19 protein-coding genes are annotated in these 16,884 nt (G+C 70.7%); 8 read left to right on the top strand and 11 right to left on the bottom strand.

The annotated features are described in order from the left end of the window. Nucleotides 1–150: 150 nt before the first annotated feature. Nucleotides 151–1,347 (top strand): cytochrome P450 family protein, encoded by a 1,197-nt coding sequence (locus BCF44_RS34270; RefSeq protein WP_211353335.1) that lies wholly within the window; start codon nucleotides 151–153, stop codon nucleotides 1,345–1,347. A 12-nt stretch (nucleotides 1,348–1,359) separates the two neighbouring features. Here BCF44_RS34270 and BCF44_RS34265 read toward each other — a convergent pair whose 3' ends face one another. The 5 genes from BCF44_RS34265 to BCF44_RS34245 form a co-directional block, all read right to left on the bottom strand. Next, on the bottom strand, nucleotides 1,360–2,280 hold the full coding sequence (locus BCF44_RS34265) for an aldo/keto reductase (protein WP_116178813.1): 921 nt from the start codon (nucleotides 2,278–2,280) through the stop codon (nucleotides 1,360–1,362). Nucleotides 2,281–2,294: 14 nt separating this feature from the next. Next, a complete protein-coding gene (locus tag BCF44_RS34260; protein ID WP_116178599.1) occupies nucleotides 2,295–2,834 on the bottom strand; it encodes a type 1 periplasmic-binding domain-containing protein in 540 nt (179 codons plus the stop codon). Nucleotides 2,835–2,949: 115 nt separating this feature from the next. Further along, the gene (locus BCF44_RS34255; protein WP_116178598.1) at nucleotides 2,950–3,738 is read right to left on the bottom strand and encodes a hypothetical protein; all 789 of its coding nucleotides are present in this window, start codon (nucleotides 3,736–3,738) and stop codon (nucleotides 2,950–2,952) included. Beyond that, nucleotides 3,735–3,968: a hypothetical protein gene (locus BCF44_RS34250; RefSeq protein WP_116178597.1), complete on the bottom strand. Its 234-nt coding sequence runs from the start codon at nucleotides 3,966–3,968 to the stop codon at nucleotides 3,735–3,737. Before BCF44_RS34250 ends, BCF44_RS34255 begins: the two co-directional genes overlap by 4 nt. 87 nt (nucleotides 3,969–4,055) lie before the next feature. Further along, nucleotides 4,056–4,583 carry a TOPRIM nucleotidyl transferase/hydrolase domain-containing protein gene (locus BCF44_RS34245; protein ID WP_211353334.1) on the bottom strand — a complete coding sequence of 176 codons (528 nt, stop codon included), beginning with the start codon at nucleotides 4,581–4,583 and terminating at the stop codon, nucleotides 4,056–4,058. Nucleotides 4,584–4,640: 57 nt separating this feature from the next. On the opposite strand from BCF44_RS34245, the gene BCF44_RS34240 reads away from it, so the two are divergent. Further along, nucleotides 4,641–5,042 carry a DUF6210 family protein gene (locus tag BCF44_RS34240; protein WP_116178595.1) on the top strand — a complete coding sequence of 134 codons (402 nt, stop codon included), beginning with the start codon at nucleotides 4,641–4,643 and terminating at the stop codon, nucleotides 5,040–5,042. Nucleotides 5,043–5,046: 4 nt separating this feature from the next. Here the strand turns inward: BCF44_RS34240 and BCF44_RS34235 are convergent, their stop codons facing one another. The 3 genes from BCF44_RS34235 to BCF44_RS34225 all read right to left on the bottom strand — a co-directional run bounded on the left by BCF44_RS34235 (nucleotide 5,047) and on the right by BCF44_RS34225 (nucleotide 7,882). Next, nucleotides 5,047–5,631 carry a nitroreductase family protein gene (locus BCF44_RS34235; RefSeq protein WP_116178594.1) on the bottom strand — a complete coding sequence of 195 codons (585 nt, stop codon included), beginning with the start codon at nucleotides 5,629–5,631 and terminating at the stop codon, nucleotides 5,047–5,049. Nucleotides 5,632–5,828: 197 nt separating this feature from the next. Further along, on the bottom strand, nucleotides 5,829–6,683 hold the full coding sequence (locus BCF44_RS34230; RefSeq protein WP_116178593.1) for a Vgb family protein: 855 nt from the start codon (nucleotides 6,681–6,683) through the stop codon (nucleotides 5,829–5,831). Further along, nucleotides 6,683–7,882 carry a low temperature requirement protein A gene (locus BCF44_RS34225; RefSeq protein WP_211353333.1) on the bottom strand — a complete coding sequence of 400 codons (1,200 nt, stop codon included), beginning with the start codon at nucleotides 7,880–7,882 and terminating at the stop codon, nucleotides 6,683–6,685. The genes BCF44_RS34230 and BCF44_RS34225 overlap by 1 nt, the downstream gene beginning before the upstream one ends. 126 nt (nucleotides 7,883–8,008) lie before the next feature. Between BCF44_RS34225 and BCF44_RS34220 the strand changes: the two genes are divergently transcribed. Then, nucleotides 8,009–9,430, top strand: coding sequence for an MFS transporter (locus tag BCF44_RS34220; RefSeq protein WP_342775676.1), 1,422 nt, complete (start codon nucleotides 8,009–8,011; stop codon nucleotides 9,428–9,430). Here BCF44_RS34220 and BCF44_RS34215 read toward each other — a convergent pair. After that, complete coding sequence (locus BCF44_RS34215; RefSeq protein WP_116178591.1) at nucleotides 9,418–9,768, bottom strand: VOC family protein; 351 nt, start codon at nucleotides 9,766–9,768, stop codon at nucleotides 9,418–9,420. The genes BCF44_RS34220 and BCF44_RS34215 overlap by 13 nt on opposite strands. A gap of 22 nt (nucleotides 9,769–9,790) precedes the next feature. Here BCF44_RS34215 and BCF44_RS34210 point away from each other — a divergent pair, with 22 nt between their 5' ends. Then, nucleotides 9,791–10,156, top strand: a complete 366-nt coding sequence (locus tag BCF44_RS34210) for a YciI family protein (protein ID WP_116178811.1) — start codon at nucleotides 9,791–9,793, stop codon at nucleotides 10,154–10,156. Further along, entirely contained in the window at nucleotides 10,153–11,331 is a 1,179-nt protein-coding gene (locus tag BCF44_RS34205; protein ID WP_116178590.1) for an RNA polymerase sigma factor, read from the top strand. Before BCF44_RS34210 ends, BCF44_RS34205 begins: the two co-directional genes overlap by 4 nt. Here BCF44_RS34205 and BCF44_RS34200 read toward each other — a convergent pair. Continuing rightward, a complete protein-coding gene (locus BCF44_RS34200) occupies nucleotides 11,328–11,894 on the bottom strand; it encodes a TIGR03086 family metal-binding protein (RefSeq protein ID WP_116178589.1) in 567 nt (188 codons plus the stop codon). The genes BCF44_RS34205 and BCF44_RS34200 overlap by 4 nt on opposite strands. 109 nt (nucleotides 11,895–12,003) lie before the next feature. Here BCF44_RS34200 and BCF44_RS34195 point away from each other — a divergent pair, with 109 nt between their 5' ends. Next, complete coding sequence (locus BCF44_RS34195; protein ID WP_116178588.1) at nucleotides 12,004–12,717, top strand: 2OG-Fe(II) oxygenase; 714 nt, start codon at nucleotides 12,004–12,006, stop codon at nucleotides 12,715–12,717. Between the two features lie 9 nt (nucleotides 12,718–12,726). Further along, nucleotides 12,727–13,431, top strand: a complete 705-nt coding sequence (locus BCF44_RS34190) for a DNA alkylation repair protein (protein ID WP_116178587.1) — start codon at nucleotides 12,727–12,729, stop codon at nucleotides 13,429–13,431. Between the two features lie 2 nt (nucleotides 13,432–13,433). Here the strand turns inward: BCF44_RS34190 and BCF44_RS34185 are convergent, their stop codons facing one another. Further along, complete coding sequence (locus tag BCF44_RS34185; RefSeq protein WP_116178586.1) at nucleotides 13,434–15,698, bottom strand: FtsX-like permease family protein; 2,265 nt, start codon at nucleotides 15,696–15,698, stop codon at nucleotides 13,434–13,436. Between the two features lie 263 nt (nucleotides 15,699–15,961). On the opposite strand from BCF44_RS34185, the gene BCF44_RS34180 reads away from it, so the two are divergent. Next, nucleotides 15,962–16,855: an endo-beta-N-acetylglucosaminidase H gene (locus BCF44_RS34180; RefSeq protein WP_116178585.1), complete on the top strand. Its 894-nt coding sequence runs from the start codon at nucleotides 15,962–15,964 to the stop codon at nucleotides 16,853–16,855. Nucleotides 16,856–16,884 lie beyond the last annotated feature (29 nt).

Here is a 16,884-nt window from a genome sequence, read left to right as displayed (position 1 = left end):
GTTATTGTTAACAAGGTTGCCTGTTCGGTGGACGAAGGTACGCCGGTCCGTGGCGACCGGTCAAGCGGAGTATGAGCACGGCGCGTGTTTTCATTTGCCGGCAACCGATCCGTGTCCGTGTGCCGGTGGCACGAATGGCATGCTGATCACATGGCAGACTCCGCTGCGCCGGCGCTGTTCGGCCCGGCCTTCGACGCCGACCCGTCACCCGCCTACGACTGGCTGCGGATCAACTCACCGGTGCACCGCGTGGATTTCCCCGGCGGCACATGGGCGTGGCTGATCACCAGGCACGACAACGCCGTCGAGGCGCTCACCCATCCCGCCCTGGCCAAGAATCCCGACTTCGCCGACCCCGGATGGCGGCGCTCGGAGATGGGGCTGCCGCTCGATCACCGCGCGAGCCTCGTCGCCAACATGATCAACAGGGACGGCGTCGACCACAAACGATTACGTAGGGCCGTGACCGGCGCTTTCACCGCGCGGCGGCTGCGGCCGCTGCGGGAGCGCGCTCAACGGCTCAGCGACGAATTCCTCGACCGGATCGCCGACCGCGGGCACGGCGACCTCGTCCGCGAACTGGCCTCCCCGCTACCCATGGCCATCATCTGCGACCTGCTCGGCGTGCCCGAGGCCGGCCGCTCGGAGCTGCACCACTGGACGTTGGTCATCGATGACGTTCATGGAGACGTGCGCCGGGCGACCGACGAACTCGACAAGCTCGTCGCCACACTGGTCGAACACAAACGCCTGTACCCCGGTCCCGATTTGATCAGCGACCTGATCGCGCAGCAGGACCGCGGCGAACTCACTCCCGACGAAGTCACGTCGACGGCTTTCCTCATCTTGATCAGTGGTCAGGAAACCACCGCCGGAATGCTCGGCAGCGCCGCCCTGGGGCTGCTCACCCATCCCGTCGAGGCCGACCGCGCCCGTGACGATCCCGCCGCGGTGAGCGCGGTTGTCGAGGAGACGCTGCGGCTGCACAGTCCCGTGCAGAACGCCACTTGGCGTTTCGCCCGGGAGGCGGTGGAGATCGGCGGGCAGGTTTTCCGTGCCGGCGATCCCGTTCTGGTGTCCGTGCTGGCGGCCAATCGCGATCCCGCCCGGTTCCAGGGGGCGGACGAGTTCCGGCCAGGGCGGGAGGAGCGGCACATCGCCTTCGGAGCCGGGCCGCATGTGTGCATCGGCGCGGCGTTGGCCCGGTTGCAGGGGGAGATCGCGCTGGGGGCTGTGGTGCGGCGGCTTCCCGGGCTGGAGTTGGCTTGCGGGGTGGGGGAGTTGCGGTGGTGGCCCAGTCCGATCATCCGGGGTCTGTATGAGCTTCCGGTGCGGGTTGGTGGATAGCGTTACGGAGTTCTAGTCGTCGCTGTCGGACCGGAACGGGTCCACGAGTGCGTACAACTCCGCCGGGTCGACCCGTTCGAGCAGGGCGACCGCGCCGAGGTTCTCCTCCAACTGTTCGACGCTGGTCACCCCGAACAGGGTGGTGGCGTTGGACGGGTGGAGGAGCGTGAAGGCGAGGCACAGCTGGGCCGGCGTCGCGCCGAGGCTCGACGCCGCCTCGCGGATGTCCGACACGTGGCCGGCGATGCGGCGCTGCACCTCGTCGACGGGGCCGGGGCTGGTGCCACGGTCCTTGCCGAGGAGGCGGCCGCCCTCGAAGACGTCCGAGGACTGTAGGGACACACCCAGCTCGCCGAACGGCATACCATCCACAGTGGACCTACGGGCGAGGCTGTACGCCAGCTGTGCCATGACGGGGCCGGGTACGGCAGAGGTGGCGGCGATGTCGTGGACGGTACGAAGGGTGGCGGCGGACCAGTTGTTCACGCCCCAGTGGCGGATCAGGCCGGCTCGGTGGAGATCGTCCAACTCGGACACGACGGCGTGCAGGTCGATCTCGTGGCGGATCTCGCCGAGGACGGCCAGATCCGCGTGCTCGACGCCGGCGCGGAACAGGGCGGTCTCCAACTGGGCGCGCAGGCTCTCCCGCGGATACTCCTCCAGCCACAGCTTGGCGGAGAACAGGTACTCGTCACGGCGAAGGCCGGCGGCGCGAACCATGGCGGAGAACAGGACATCGGTGAACACGGGCGGACGGTCCGGAGTGCCGTAGACGCCGACATCGAACAGGGTGATGCCGGCGTCCACGGCCCGGCGCAGCATCCGCACGGCGTCGGGGAAGTGCATGCGGTCGTAGGTGTGCCACGAGCCCATCGCCAGGATGCCGGTGAACGGACCGTCGCGACCGATCTGACGCTGGGGGAGAGTGGCCACGAACAACTCCTCGGCTACTTCTTGACGGCCTGCTCGATCGCCTCGGCCACGCCGGTGTGGGCGTCGGCGGCGGCCACGGTGGTGACGTTGGCGCCGCTGCCCTTGGCGTCGACCAGTACAAAGCGGACGTTCGGGTATTGCGGAGCGTACTGGAGAACGGCGTCGGCGCGCGTCTGGCCGACGGCGACGACGACACCGCATTGCCGTTGCAGCAACGACGTGGCGTACGGGGCGGTGTTGCCGACGGTCTCGGGACCGGCGGCGGCCACATAGGACACCTTCGCCTTGGTGGCGGCCGAGGCGTCCTGCATGCCGGCCCACACCGGCGCGGCGGCGGGATCGGCGAGGCCGTGCGGCCCGGCCAGCAAACAGGCGGAGAAATCCAGGTAAACGGTCGCACGCGCCGGCGGCAGCTCACGTCCGCGCGGCCACAGCACCACGGCCAGCACGATGGCCACGATGAGCGCCCCACCGGCGATCAGCCACCAGAACCGGCGCATCCAGCCCAGCACCACGGTTGTCCCCCCGTTGTCGTCGTTGCCGTCAGTATGCACAACGGGTCCAAATACGGAGTGTCGGCTTCGTCCGTTTGTCGGGTTTTACGGATCCGTCCTGGTGGGAGGCGCCGGCGGACACGCGGTTCCGTTTGCGGCGACACCTGGACGACGTTCACCGACCCTCGGTGACCTCGACGCGGATGGAGTCGGAGTCGCGGAGGACGGAGATGGTGACGCGGGACTGGCCGGGGCGGCGGCCGAGGATGAGGACCCAGCGGTCGTTGGAGTAGATGAGCATGCGCAGGCCGGTGTACTCGTAGTGGAACTTGCCGTCCTCGGCGGGGATGCGGGTCTCGGTGACGAGGGCGGGCGGAAAGTCGATGCGGGTGGTGCTGTCGACGGTGACGGCGGGTTGGCCGGCGGGGTTGGCGTTGATGTACGAGGCGAGGGCGACGCCAGTGCGGCCGGAGTAGACGGCGGCGGACCAGAAGAGGGCGACGGCGATGACCGAGCCGACCAGGGCCTGACCCCAGAGGCGGGTGGTGGTGGAGACGAGGTCGGCGCCGAGGAGGGCGCTGGCGGCGAGGGAAGCGGCGCCCCACAAGGGGTCGATGACGCCGGTGAGAGCAAGTACTGCCCCCGCGACCGCAATGGCCAGCAGCGCGCAGCGGACGACGCGAAGGCGTGAGGCGAAGCGGGAGCCCAGGCGGCCGAGCAGGATGAGCGCGGCCAGGCAGGCAAGGACGATGACCGCCGGCAGGAACACGACGCCGACGCTGCGTAGCAACAAGTCCTGGGCGGAGAGCTTCAGCACGCCGGGGTCGAGCCCGAAGTAGCCGAAGAAAGCGTTCTCACGGTTCCAGCCGAAGTACAGCAGCACGGACGTGATCACCGTCGCCGGCGCGATCACGAGGCCGACCAGCTCCAGCGCGGTCCGAGCGGGACCGCGCTCCTCGGTCACGGCGTCCCGCTGGTGGTCGAGGACGAACCAGGCGGCGGCTTGGTGCCCGTGACGCCGACGCCGGGGATCTCCTCGGGGCGGCTCGAGGTGGTGGTCTCGACGACGACGCTGGTGACAGGAGCATGTGGGGCCACGCCGGGGACCTCGGCGGGCTTGTCGGGGTCGTTGCACGCGGCCAGCGCGCCGAGGCCGGCCAGCGCGGCGCCGGCAAGCAGTAATCGGATCCGCATGGTGACCTGCCTGGTCGGGTCGAGTGTCGATCCACTCGTCGTCGCCACCTGCCAAGCGGTTACCTGGGGTCGCCCGTACGGAGCAGATCAGATCGCCGCCAGCAGGGCGGTCAGCGGCGGCGGGATGTGGTCGAGTTCGGCGGTGAGGAGGCGGGCGTAGCGGAGCTTGCGCCGGGCGCCGGCGGCGAGGAAGCGTCGCATCTGGGCGGCTTCGTCCTTGCCACGCCAGGCGGGCTGCCGCTGGATGGTGTGGAAAGCAGTCAGATCCCCGTGGGCGGCGAAGACGTCCTTCACGCGGTCGGTGCCGGCGGCGCGGATGAGCTCGTCTTCCAGGTCCCGGTCGCAGACGAAGACGTCCCCGCGACCGGCCTCGGCCATGGCGCGTTGTACGACGTGGGCCTCGCCGGCGTCGCAGATTGCGAGAAGTCGGAAGTCGAGAAGGCGCTGGACGTGGCGGCGGACGCCGTGGGCGCCGCCGACGGGCAGGATGACGACGCCCTCGGCGGCGAGGTCCCGGCCGTGCCGGGCGGCCAGCGTCTCGACGGCGACCTGGTCGCTGATGCCCTCGACGAGCACCACGACCCGGGTCGCGTCACGGTCGAGCAGATCGTCCACACTGCCACTGTCGACCATGTGCGCCGGCGGCGCACGTGAATTGAGGGGGAGCGGGCCGTGATCAGGGTGGACTTCAACCCGCAGGACGCGATGCCCCACGTGCTGGGGCTGATCGTCGCGGCTCCGACGGGAGTCGTGTACGAGAACCAGTGCGGCGGGCTTGCCTGCTTGCAGAAGGAGCTCGAGGGCTACCTGGTGGTGGTCGGCCCGGCGACCGACTACCTCGACTTCTTCGCGGAGTTCGACGGCTGGCCGCCGACGAACTGGGCAGAGGGCGGCCACCTCGAGCGCCTACGGGAGCTGGTGGAGGAGACGGGCTACTTCGTGCCGGACGGCAACCTCGACCGGTACCTGCGGTTCACCCTCGACCTGGACCGGCTGGACGACCTCACCGAGGCGTGGATACCGGTCCGGGCCGAGGACGACCGCGCGGTGCTGGTGTTCGCCAACTCGGACTGACGGCTCACCACTGTCCGTAGTGGACGGTCTCGGTCTTCTCCTTGCGCTTGCGGGTGTTGGGGGAGGCGCCCTCGGAGATCTGGATGTCGTCGCCGTGCCCGATGGCGATCGCGCCGATCGGCACGTGGGTGGCGGGCACGCCGAACTCGGCGCGCAGCTTGTCGAAGTCCTCGTCGCTGATGCCGTAGTAGACGGCGCCAAGGCCCTCGTCGACGACGGTCTGAAGGATCAGCAGCACGGCCATGCCGGTGTCGATGTACCAGAACGGCACCGGCCAGTGGCTCTCGCTGCGGTCGGTCCAGCCCTTGTCCTCCTGGGCGTACCGGTCGAGGTAGACGTCCTTGACGGCGAACGGGATCACCAGCACGGGCGCGGCCTTGGCGCTGTCGGACGTCCAGCACTCGACGGTGTCGTGGAATCGGCGCACGTCGTCGCCCTGGAGCACCAGGAACGCCTGCCCCTGGGAGAAGCCGGCGGACGGCCCGCGCAGCGCGTTGCTCATGATCCGGCGCAGGCTCTCCTCGGAGACCGGCTCGTCGGTGAACTTGCGCACCATCCGGCGGCGCCGCACGACGTCCTGGAATTCCATCGCACCCCCCAAGATCAGGCCTACCTTCGGTGATCGTAACCGGTCGAAAGCGGGAGGCACGAGCAATGTTGTCACTATGACTTCAGTTTCGAGTGAAAGCATGCCTCCTGGGGACAAAGCCGGCAACGACGTCCGGAGATGAAGCGCCGGGCAGCCGCCGGCAGGTGTGAGCGTTCCCGGTGCGCGGCAGTCGGCGACTACTTCGCCGGCACGCGGGCGAGGAAGCCGGTTTCGAGGGCGATCCACAGCGCGCCGTCCGGGCCGACGGTGATGCCGTGCGGCTCGGACTTCTCGGTCAGGGCGAACACCTCGACGGTGCCGTCCACCTCGATCCGGCCGACCCGGCTGGCACCCCACTCGGTGAACCAGCACCGGCCGTCCGGCCCGACGGCGATGGCGTGCGGGCGGGATTCCCGGTCCGGCAAGGGGAACTCCGCAACGTCACCATCCACGGTGATGCGGCCGACCTGGCCGGCGTTGATCTCGACGAACCACAGCGCGCCGTCGCCGCCGCGGGTGATGCCGACGGGACCCGCGCCCGCGGTGGGCAACGGGTGCACCGTGACGGAACCGTCGACGGTGATGCGGCCGATGGCGTTGCCCTGGTTCATGGTGAACCACAGCGCCCCGTCGGGGCCGTCGGTGATCATGGCCGAGAAGCTGCCGCTCAACGGAAGTGGGAACTCGGTGACCGTGCCGTCGACGGTGACGCGACCGATCTTGTCGGTGTTCATCTCCGTGAACCACAAGGCCCCGTCCGGGCCGACGGCCAGCCCGTACGGGCCGGCAGAAGGCACGTCGACATGCGACACCTCGCCGTCGACGGTGATGCGCCCGATCCGATGCCCCTCGGAGTCGGTGAACCACAGCGCCCCGTCCGGCCCGGCGACGATCACGCACGGGCGGCCGCCGACCGGATGGGAGCGGTACTCGCCATCCGGCGTCATCCGTCCGATCCGGCCCTCGTGCACCTCGGTGAACCACAGCGCGCCGTCGGATCCCGTGGCGATCCCGTACGGACCCGAGCCGACCGGGTACTCCACAACGTCCATCACAACTCCTCGTCACGAAAGCGGTGCGCGACGGCGAACCCCCAGGGAATGCCCAACAACACCACCAGTACCACACACAGCACGATCGGCGGCGGCCGCAGGAACCCGAGAGTCAAGCACAGAACCGCCATCGCCAGCGACGCACGGGACAGCGGCCGGTACAGGTCGCGGCGGCTCTGCCAGTCCTGCAACGTCGTCGCCAGCACCATGGTCGCGACGAGCACGACGGCCGCGCCGCCGCAGAGGACCCACGCCGTGGCGACGGGCGTCCGGTCCTCGTGGGCCTGCTCGACGAGGCTCACCATGGCGGCCCCCATCGCGGCCACGGTTGCGGTGAGCGGTAGATGGAGGTACATCCACCGGATCGCCACCCTGTGGCCCGCCTTCGGCGCGCGGTGCCCGGCGAAGTCGAAGTACACCCACCAGGCCCCGAAGCCGACGGTGACGCCGACGAGCCCGACGGCCAGGGTGAGCGGTTCGATCGGCGTCTCGGCCAGGCCGGCGACCACTCCGGTGACCGTCTCGCCGAGCACGATGATGATCAGCAGACCGAACCGCTCGGTGATCGAGTCGGTGACGGTGATGGTGGCGGCGCGCAACCACCGCGCGCTGATGATCGCCGCGAAACCGGCCAGGTAGGCCCCGTCGATCACGCCCCAGGCCAGCACGCGGAGGTCGTCGGGCAGCAGCGCGCTGCCGGCCAACCCCACCGCGGCGGCGGCCGTCATCGCCACGTACGTGAAACTCGCGCGGCGGTAGCCGGGAGCGTCGCCGCGCTGGGCCAGGTACCAGAGCACGGCCAGCACCGCGAACAGGAGCCCGGCGTCCACCGCGAACGCCGCCCCGCGCTCGCCGCCGGCGTCGGGGATGAACGCCCCCAGCGGCACCAGGACGAGGATCTGGAGCAGGAACATGCTTCGCCCGCGGGCGTCCTCGCGGCCGTGCAGCTCGTGGTGCAGACTGCCGTTGATCCAGGCGAGCCACACCAGGCCGAACACCGCGGCGTACTCGCCGAGCCCGTGCCAGCTCAGATGCGTCGCCAGGTGGTGCGCGGCCTGGGCGACCAGCACCACCACGACCAGGTCGTAGAACAGCTCGAGCGGCCCGACCACACGTTCCTGCGGCTGCTCGCCGTGCCGGCGCGGCGGCTGCCACAGCGTGCGGCGCAGCCGCGACCAGCTCGTGTCTCCCGTGGGCATGCCCGGAAGATAGATCACCCCGCGCGCATTCCCGTCGCTAACCCGTGCCGCGCCCGCCGCGCCGGCCGCCAACAGCCCGGTTGTCACGAAGTTGCCGCGGTCACGGGGCAAGCGTGTTCGTGACGATTGGCGCGTGCCGATCCGGTCGTCGAGGGCCGGACTGGACCTCCAGCGCACCTGAGGTTGCAGGCTGTCGGTGTGACCGTGGTGACCGGGAAGAGCGCGCTGTGGGCGCCGGATCGGCGGGCGGCGACCGTCGGCCTGCTGATGCTGGTGACGCTGTCGGCGTTCGAGTCGATGGGCGTCACCACGGCGCTGCCCACGCTGGTGCACGACCTGCACGGCGAGGAGCTGTACTCGTGGCCGTTCACCATGTTCCTGGCCGCCCAGGTGGTGGGGAACGTGGTCGGCGGCCGGCTGTGCGACCGTCGCGGCCCGACACCGGCGTTGACGGTCGGGCCGGCGATGTTCGCGGTGGGCCTGCTGGTCGCCGGCGTCGCCCAGGGCATGACCCAGCTGCTGGTGGGGCGGGCGTTGCAGGGCTTCGGCGGCGGCGTGGAGATGGTCGGCCTCTACGTGCTGGTCGCGCAGGTGTACCCGGAGCGCCACCGGCCCGTGGTCTTCGGCGCGTTCGCCACGGCCTGGGTGGTGCCGTCGCTGGTCGGTCCGACCGTCGCGGGCCTGCTCGCGCAGTACCTGAGCTGGCGGTGGATCTTCCTCGGCCTGGCCCCGCTGGTTCTGGTCGGCTGGGGCCTGGTGCTGATCGTGCTGCGCCGGCTGCCGGCGTTCGAACCGCCGGCGACGGAACCGCATCGGCGCGGGTTGACGGCCGCCGCCGTCGCGGCCGCGATCGGGCTGGCCGTGCTGAGCTGGGCCGGCGACCACCCGAGCGGCGCCGGCCTCGGGGCTGCCCTGCTCGGGGCGGCCGCACTCGTGCCCGGGGTGCTGGTGTTGCTGCCGCGCGGAACCCTGCGCGCCCGCATCGGCCTGCCCAGCGCGGTGCTGGCACGAGGCCTGATGTCTGCGGCGTTCATGGGCAGTGAGGCGTTCTTACCCCTTGTGCTGCAACAGGTTCACGGCTTCAGCCCGGCCTGGGCGGGCGTGCCGCTGACGACGGCCGCCCTGGGATGGGCGGTCGGATCCTGGTTGCAGCCGAGATATCCCGAACTGAGCCCTGCTCGGTTCGTGCGGTGGGGCTTTCTCGCCATCGCCGCCGGCGTGGGGCTGGTGACCCTCGTCGCGCCGGCCTGGGGACCGCCGTGGGTGGCCGCGCCGGCGTGGATCCTCGCCGGTTTCGGCATGGGGCTGGGCACATCCAGCGTGTCCGTGCTGGTGCTGAACCTGTCCCCGGCGGCCGAGCGCGGCTTCAACTCGGCGGCGCTGCAAATGTCCGACCTGTTCGGACAGTCCATCCTCATCGGACTCGGCGGGGTGCTGGTGGCCGCGCTGGGGCCGACCGCCGGTTGGACGCCGCTCAACGCGCTGCTCGTCGCGCTGGCGCTGCTCGGTGGGCTCGTGGTCAGCCGCCGGAGCGATCAGAGGTCGTAGGCGACGGGGTGCCGCGGCTGGTAGAGCAGGATGTCGCCGGCGCCGGGCACCTTCATGGCCACCGTGCGGCCGAACGCCCGGGCCTCGGGCTCGCCGGTGAACTCTGCGCCCTTGGCGGCCAGCTCGGCCATGGTGGCGTCGAGGTCGTCGCACATCAGCGAGATCTCGTGGCTCGGCGCCCCGTCGGCGGGGTGCACGCCCAGCTCGGACGGTCCGGTCCGGAAGATCAGCCAGCCGTCGTGGGCGTCCACGTTCGGCCACTCCAGCACGTCGCGGAAGAAGGCGCGGGCGGCGTCCGCGTCGGTGGCGTACACCAGGGTGTGAACGGCGGTAATCATGGACGCCGACAATACTGACGCCGTGCTGTACATGCTGCTTATCTACGACTGCGAGCGGCCCGAACCCGGCGATCCGGGCTTCGCCGAGGCGCTGGCCAGGGTGAACGCCTTCGCCGACGAGTGCCGTCGGCGAGGCGCCTTCGTCTACGGGCATCCGTTGCAGGGCGAGCACACCGCGACCACGGTCAGTGTCCGCGAGGGCCGCACGCTGATCACCGACGGCCCGTACGCCGAGACCCACGAGCACCTCGGCGGCGTCTACGTGTTCGACTGCCGTGACCTGGACGAGGCGCTGGAGCTGGCAGCGCTGTGCCCGATGGCGGAAACCGGCTCGATCGAGGTGCGGCCGGTCGCCGGCGTGCCGGGCCTGGACCACCGGCGCGCATGACCGTGCTCCAGCGGGTCTACCGCGAGGACCGGACCCGGATGCTGGCGGCGTTGATCCGCGTGCTCGGCGATTTCGAGCTGGCCGAAGAGGCGTTGCAGGACGCGTGCGCGTCGGCATTGGCCAAGTGGGGCGCCGCGCCGCCGGACGACCCGGTGGCGTGGTTGCTGACGGCCGCCCGTAACAGTGCGATCGACCGGCTGCGGCGGGCCCGGCTCGGACGGGAGAAGCTCGCCCAGCTCGACCCGCCACCTGCCATTGTCGAAGTGGACGAGGATCGCCTGCTCAACGTCGGTGACGAGCGCCTGAGCCTGATCTTCACCTGCTGCCACCCGGCGCTGGCCGAGGACGCGCGGGTGGCGCTGACGTTGCAGGCGGTCGCCGGGCTCACCGCCGCGCAGATCGCCCGCATGTTCCTGATCGGCGAGGCGACGCTGGCGCAGCGGCTGGTGCGGGCCAAGCGCAAGATCCGCGACGCCGGCATCAGCCTGGCCGTGCCCGCCGACCACTTGCTGCCCGAGCGCCTCGACGGCGTGCTCGCGGTGGTGTACCTGATCTTCACTCGCGGCTACACCGCCGAGCACGCCCTGTGCGAGGAGGCGATCCGCCTCGGCAAGCTGGTCGCCGCGTTGATGCCCGACCAGCCCGAGACCCTGGGCCTGGTGGCGTTGCTGCTGCTGCACGATTCTCGCCGCAACGCCCGCTTCGACGCCGCCGGAGACGTCGTGCTGCTGGAGGATCAGGACCGGTCCCGTTGGGACGCCGACGAGATCGCCGAGGCCGTGGGCGTTCTGGACCGGGCGTTGCGGGTCGGCCGGGTCGGCCCGTACCAACTCCAGGCGGCGATCGCCGCGCTGCACGCGTCGCCTGGTGAGACGGACTGGGCCGGCATTGTCGGCCTGTATGACCAGTTGCTGGCGCTGTCGCCGTCGCCGGTGGTGGCGTTGAATCGGGCGGTCGCCGTGGCGATGGCGTTCGGGCCTGGTGACGGTCTGGCGCTGATCGACGAGATCCCCGGCCTGGACGGCTACCACTTGTGGCACGCCGCCCGCGCGGACCTGTTGCGTCGCCTGGACCGCAAGGAGGAAGCGGCGGCGGCGTACCGGCGCGCGCACGAGCTCGCCGCGAGCCCCGCCGACCGCCGCTTCCTCGCCGGCCGTCTGCGCGACCTCGGTTAGGGCTTGCGCCCCAGGAACGCCAGCATCCGGGCCTGCTCGTCGGCGTCGTCAGGCGCCGGCAGCTCCGGGCCGAAGAAGCCCGGCCGCCGCATGGCGTTCCGGCGCGACCACTCGAACGCCACCGTCACCGCCTCCGGCTCGAGCCTCACGTCCGCGCCGATCGCGTGCCCGATATCCCACGTATGGGTGACGGTGTCGGTGACCAGCAACGTCACCAGCGCCATCAGCGGCACCTCGCCGATGCCCGGGACGGTGGTGGGCCTGGCCAGCACCGCCTCGGACAGCTCGACGGTCGCCGCCTCGCGGGCCGCCCGCCAGGTCGTCAGCGGGTCGCCGTCGATCACCACGGCGGGGTGCGCCGAGCCGGGCCCGCCCTGCTCGGCGTAGTGGTCGCCGGTCGCCCACGCGCGCAGCTGCCGCTGGCCCCAGATCAGGTGGCCCGCGACGTCCCGCACCGACCACTCCGCGCACTCCGACGGCGCGTCCCACTGGTCCGGGCCGACCCCGGCCAGCACCGTGTCGAACCCGTCCTGGGCCCGGCCGTACAGGTCCATAACATTCATGATTCATACCTTTCTCGGCGACACTTCATACCGAGGACGAGCGGCGGCGGCCGAACTCGACAGCGGATTCCCGCCAGCGTTCGGCAAGGTGCGGCGGCAGTCTGGGGACGTGACCAAGTACGACAAGCGCGTCGCCGCGGCCGACTGGGCCGCGGTGGCCGCCGAACTCGACGACTACGGCTGCGCCCTGCTGCCGCAGCTGCTCACCCCGGCCGAGTGTGCCAAGATCGCCGCGCTGTGGGACGCCACCGAACGCTTCCGGGCGACGGTGAACCTGCGCCGGCACCGGTTCGGCGACAACGGCGACTACCGCTACTTCGCCGCGCCGTTCCCCGAGCCGGTCGAGCAGCTGCGGCAGGCGCTGTACCCACGGCTGCTGCCCGTCGCGCGCGACTGGCACGCGCGGCTCGGCCGCGAGGCGGAGTGGCCGGACACGCTGGACGAGTGGCTGCGGATCTGCCACGAGGCCGGACAGACCCGCCCGACGCCGATCCTGCTGCGCTACGAGGCCGGCGGCTGGAACGCGCTGCACCGCGACCTGTACGGAGACAAGGTCTTCCCGCTGCAGGTCGTGATCAACCTCAACGATCCCGGCGTCGACCACACGGGTGGCGAGTTCCTGCTCGTCGAGCAGCGACCGCGGGCGCAGTCACGGGCGACGGCGACGCTCATCCCCCAGGGACACGGGCTGGTGTTCACCACCCGGGACCGTCCGGTGCGGTCGGCTCGGGGATGGTCGGCGGCGCCGGTGCGGCACGGTGTTTCGGCAGTGCGGGAAGGCCGGCGGCACACCCTGGGCCTGGTGTTCCACGACGCCAGCTAAGTTCGTGTCATGCAGGCATCGGACGTCTCGGCGGCCCTCGCGGCGGTCGCTGACCCCGGCAAGGTCGACGAGAAGGCGAAGTACCTCCGCGCCGTGCCCGGCGGCTACGGGGAGGGCGACCGCTTCCTCGGCGTCACCGTGCCCGATCAGCGCCGCGTCGCCCGCCGGTTCGCGACCCTCGACCTGCCCCAGATCGAGGTCCTGCTGACCACCGGCGCCCACGAGGAACGCCTGACCGCCCTGTTCATCCTCGTGCTGAAGTTCGCCAAGGCCGACGACGTCGCGCGCCGCGGGATCGTCGACTTCTACCTGGCGCACACGGCCTTCGTGAACAACTGGGACCTGGTCGACTCGTCCGCGTCCCAGCTGCTGGGGGAGTGGCTGCTGGACCGCGACCGGTCACTGCTCGACGACCTGGCCGGGTCGGCGTCGCTGTGGGAGCGCCGGATCGCGATCATCGCCACGTTTGCCTTCATCCGCCGCGACGACCACGCCTGGACGCTCCGCATCGCCGACCGGCTCGTCGGCGACCCGCACGACCTGATCCACAAGGCCGTCGGCTGGATGCTGCGCGAGGTCGGCATCCGCGACCGCGACGCCGAGCTGGGCTGGCTGGCCCGGCACCAGACGACGATGCCGCGCACGATGCTCCGCTACGCCATCGAGAAGTTCGAACCGGACGTGCGAAAGGCTTTTCTCGCCGGGACTTTCTAGCCTCACTCGGTACGCATGGCGGCCAGCCGGGTGGCGCCGCGCAGCGCCGGCAGGGTCAGCGCGGTCACGGCGAACACCAGCGCCACGGCGGCCGCGGCGAAGACGCCTATGGTCGGCCAGTCCACCCGTAGCGGCAGGTCGACCATGCGGATGACCAGCCCGGCGATGCCGATCCCGATGCCGACGGCGACCACCACGGCAAGTGCGACCGGCACGGCGGTCTGCCACAGCAGCGAGCGGGCCAGCGTCGACCGCGGCACGCCGGCGGCGGCGAGCATGGCCAGCGGCCGGCGGCGTTCGCGGATCTGCTCCAACGCCAGCACAAGCATGCTCACGCCGGCCAGCAGCAGGGTGAACAGCGAGGCGGTCAGCAGCGCGTTGCGGATCGTCGCGTACGCCTGCTGGTTGCCGCTGAGCTGGTCGGCGCCGCTGAGCCCGATGAAAACCTGCCACGTGAGGTCGCCGAGGCCGGTGGCGATCTGGTCGGTGGCACCGGCCTGGGTCGGATCGGTGAGCACCCAGGCCTGCACGTCCCGATCCGTGGGCAGCGTCAACGACGCCGCGGCGGCCGGGGTGAGCACCACGTCGCCGAGCGGGCTGATCCGCTGCGTGGCGGGCGTGAGGTCGCCCGGCACCCGGTACGTCGCGACGGGCGTGGACGGGCCGTGCGCGTTGACGAGGCTCCATACCTGCCCGGCCTTGGCGTAGTTGGAACCTTTCGCGTAGGTACCGACGTAGCCGTCGCCGTCGCGGCAGCCGTGTACGTCGAGGATGCCTTCGATGGCCGTGCACGAGGCGACGGCGATGGTGTGGCGGTCCCCGTCGGCATCGAGCGCGCTGACCAGCTGCACCATGCCGACCTGCTTCGCCGCCGGCACCTTGGCCAGGTCGGCGGCGACGCGATCGGCGGCGGCCGGGGTCGTGTCGACGGTGACCCAGCCGTTCGCCGGGGGCTGGTAGTTCTGACCGGAGGTCGCGAGCAGCATGAGCTGCAACGACACAGCGCTGGCCAGCACCACCGCGATGCCGCTGACCACACGGGCCGGCGTGCCGCTGTCGAGCTGCAGCCGGCGGATGGCCAGCTGCCAGGACGGGGCGCCGCCGTGCACGCGGTCCACGACGCGTTCGATCAGCCACGGCAGGATCGCCGGCACGCCGATCAGCAGCGACGAGGCGCCGACGACGATCAGCGTGATCCACGCGTCCGAGAACTGCTGGGCGAAGGGCTTGGCCACCAGCAGCAGGCCGATGCCGACCACGATGAGCCCGAGCCGCCACCACAGCTGCCGGCGGATCGGCCTGGACTCCCGGACGACGCCGAGCGGCTCGATGATCACCCGCCGCAGCGCGAACAGCACGGTGCCGACGGCCAGCGCCGGCACCAGCAGGACGATCACCACCACCAGCGACGCCGACGGCACCACGTCGGTGACGAACGTGCTCCACCCGAGAAGATCGAACTGCGGCGCCAGCTGCCGTAGACCGAGGAACGCCAACGCGCCCACCGCGAGGCCGGCGGCCGCGCCGACCAGCGACTCGGCCGCGGCGACGCGGCGGACCTGACGGTCGCTCGAACCGACCAGCCGCAGCGCGGCCAGCCGCCGGTCGCGCTGCGCGCCGGCGATGCGGCTGCTCACCGAGACGAAGATCAGGATCGGGATGAGCACCGCGACCCCGCCGAGGATCGCCACCACCAGCAGCGTCGGATCGTCCAGGCGCGAGCCGCTGGGCGCGCCGAAGGCGTAGACCCGCTGCGGCGCGGACAGGCCGGGGCCGGTGTCCGGCAGCGGATCGGTGCCGGCGTAGAACATGAGCTCGGCCGGTCCGCGCAGGCCGGCGTCGCCGATCGTGCCGACGATCTTCTGCGGGAAGCGGGGGCGCAGGTTCGGCTGCGTGCGCAGCAGGTCGGCGAGGGCGGGGGAGACCGCGACCTCGTTCGGGCCGGGCAGCGTGCTCAGGCCGGGCGGGACCGGCGAGTCCGGCGCGGTGCCGTGCAGGTAATTGCCGTTGATCGAGACGCCGTGGAACGACATGTCGTCGTAGAAGAGCTGCGTGGGGTGCTTGCCGGCGATCGGAACGGTGCTCGGCGTGCGCGCGGCGATGCGCGCATTGGCGTTGCCCAGCATGTGGCCGACCGACGCGAACAGCAGCAGCACAGTGGTGGCGAGACCGATGCCGATCGTGCCGAGAACCACTCGCGACCACGAGGTCCGGCCGCCCCCGACGGCCAGCCGCACCCCGAGGCCGAAGTCGTGCAGCCACCTCACCGGTTCGCCTCCACTTTCCCAACTATACACTCCGTTTATAGCACGGTCGGAGCAGGTCGGCGAGTCGAGCGCGCAAACACCGCCGGATCGAGTGCGTCCGGCGCAACGTTGTCCGGAATTGTCATAAGGAATTCGGTCAAGTGTTATCGCGTAATCGAAAAATCGTCGGATTTCGCTCGGCTGGAGCACGGCGCGTGGGCGGTTATGGGCCGTAGATTGCGCGAATATCCCTGCCACCTCACCCGTTGGGGGTTCGATCTCCGATGAGTAAATCCGGATTGGGCACGGCGCTCGCGCTCCTGACCGCGGCGGCCCTGTCGATCACCGGCGCCACCGCCGCGGCGGCGAAGGCGCCCGCGAAGACCGGGCCGACCACCGTGGCCTACATCGAGGTCAACAACAACAGCATGGTCAACGTCGGCAAGTACGCGTTGGCCAAGGGCGGCAACGTCTTCGACATCGGCGTGATCTTCGCCGCCAACATCAACTACAACACGTCAACCCGGTCGGCCTACCTGTACTTCAACCCCCAGGTGCAGAGCGTGCTGGACAACGTGGCCACCCAGGTGCGGCCGCTGCAGGCCAAGGGCATCAAGGTGATGCTGTCGATCCTGGGCAACCACCAGGGCGCCGGCTTCGCCAACTTCCCGAGCCAGGCGGCGGCGGCCGCGTTCGCCAAGCAGCTGTCCGACGCCGTCGCCAAGTACGGCCTCGACGGCATCGACTTCGACGACGAGTACGCCGAATACGGCAACAACGGCACCGGACAGCCCAACGCCAGCTCGTTCGTCTACCTCGTCTCGGCGCTGCGGGCGAACATGCCGAACAAGCTCATCTCGCTGTACAACATCGGCCCGGCCGCGGGCAGCCTGTCCTACGGCGGCGTCGACATCACCTCGAAGTTCAACTACGCCTGGAACCCGTACTACGGGACGTGGGGTGTGCCGGCCATCAAGCTGCCGAAGGCCGACCTGTCGCCGGCCGCCGTCGAGATCGGCGGGACGTCCACCAGCACCGCCGCCAGCCTGGCCAAGCAGACCGTTTCGCAGGGCTACGGCGTGTACCTGACGTACAACCTCGACGGCAGCGACCGCCACACGTACATCTCCAGCTTCACGCAGCAGCTGTACGGCAGCGCGGCGGTGTACACCGGCTGATCGTGGGTGGCTCACTCGGCTCCCTGTGC

It is taken from the genome of Kutzneria buriramensis (genome assembly GCF_003387475.1).
GTDB classification, from domain to species: domain Bacteria; phylum Actinomycetota; class Actinomycetes; order Mycobacteriales; family Pseudonocardiaceae; genus Kutzneria; species Kutzneria buriramensis.
Note: the sequence above shows the minus strand (reverse complement) of the source record. Positions and strands in the feature narration are given on the sequence as shown.

Excerpts from the sequence above, each read along its gene's own strand:
- BCF44_RS34270 (WP_211353335.1), top strand. The coding sequence starts at position 151 with ATGGCAGACTCCGCTGCGCCGGCGCTGTTCGGCCCGGCCTTCGACGCC.
- BCF44_RS34190 (WP_116178587.1), top strand. The coding sequence starts at position 12,727 with ATGCAGGCATCGGACGTCTCGGCGGCCCTCGCGGCGGTCGCTGACCCC.
- BCF44_RS34225 (WP_211353333.1), bottom strand. The coding sequence starts at position 7,882 with ATGCCCACGGGAGACACGAGCTGGTCGCGGCTGCGCCGCACGCTGTGG.
- BCF44_RS34180 (WP_116178585.1), top strand. The coding sequence starts at position 15,962 with ATGAGTAAATCCGGATTGGGCACGGCGCTCGCGCTCCTGACCGCGGCG.
- BCF44_RS34200 (WP_116178589.1), bottom strand. The coding sequence starts at position 11,894 with ATGAATGTTATGGACCTGTACGGCCGGGCCCAGGACGGGTTCGACACG.
- BCF44_RS34230 (WP_116178593.1), bottom strand. The coding sequence starts at position 6,683 with ATGGACGTTGTGGAGTACCCGGTCGGCTCGGGTCCGTACGGGATCGCC.
- BCF44_RS34235 (WP_116178594.1), bottom strand. The coding sequence starts at position 5,631 with ATGGAATTCCAGGACGTCGTGCGGCGCCGCCGGATGGTGCGCAAGTTC.
- BCF44_RS34205 (WP_116178590.1), top strand. The coding sequence starts at position 10,153 with ATGACCGTGCTCCAGCGGGTCTACCGCGAGGACCGGACCCGGATGCTG.
- BCF44_RS34250 (WP_116178597.1), bottom strand. The coding sequence starts at position 3,968 with ATGCGGATCCGATTACTGCTTGCCGGCGCCGCGCTGGCCGGCCTCGGC.
- BCF44_RS34215 (WP_116178591.1), bottom strand. The coding sequence starts at position 9,768 with ATGATTACCGCCGTTCACACCCTGGTGTACGCCACCGACGCGGACGCC.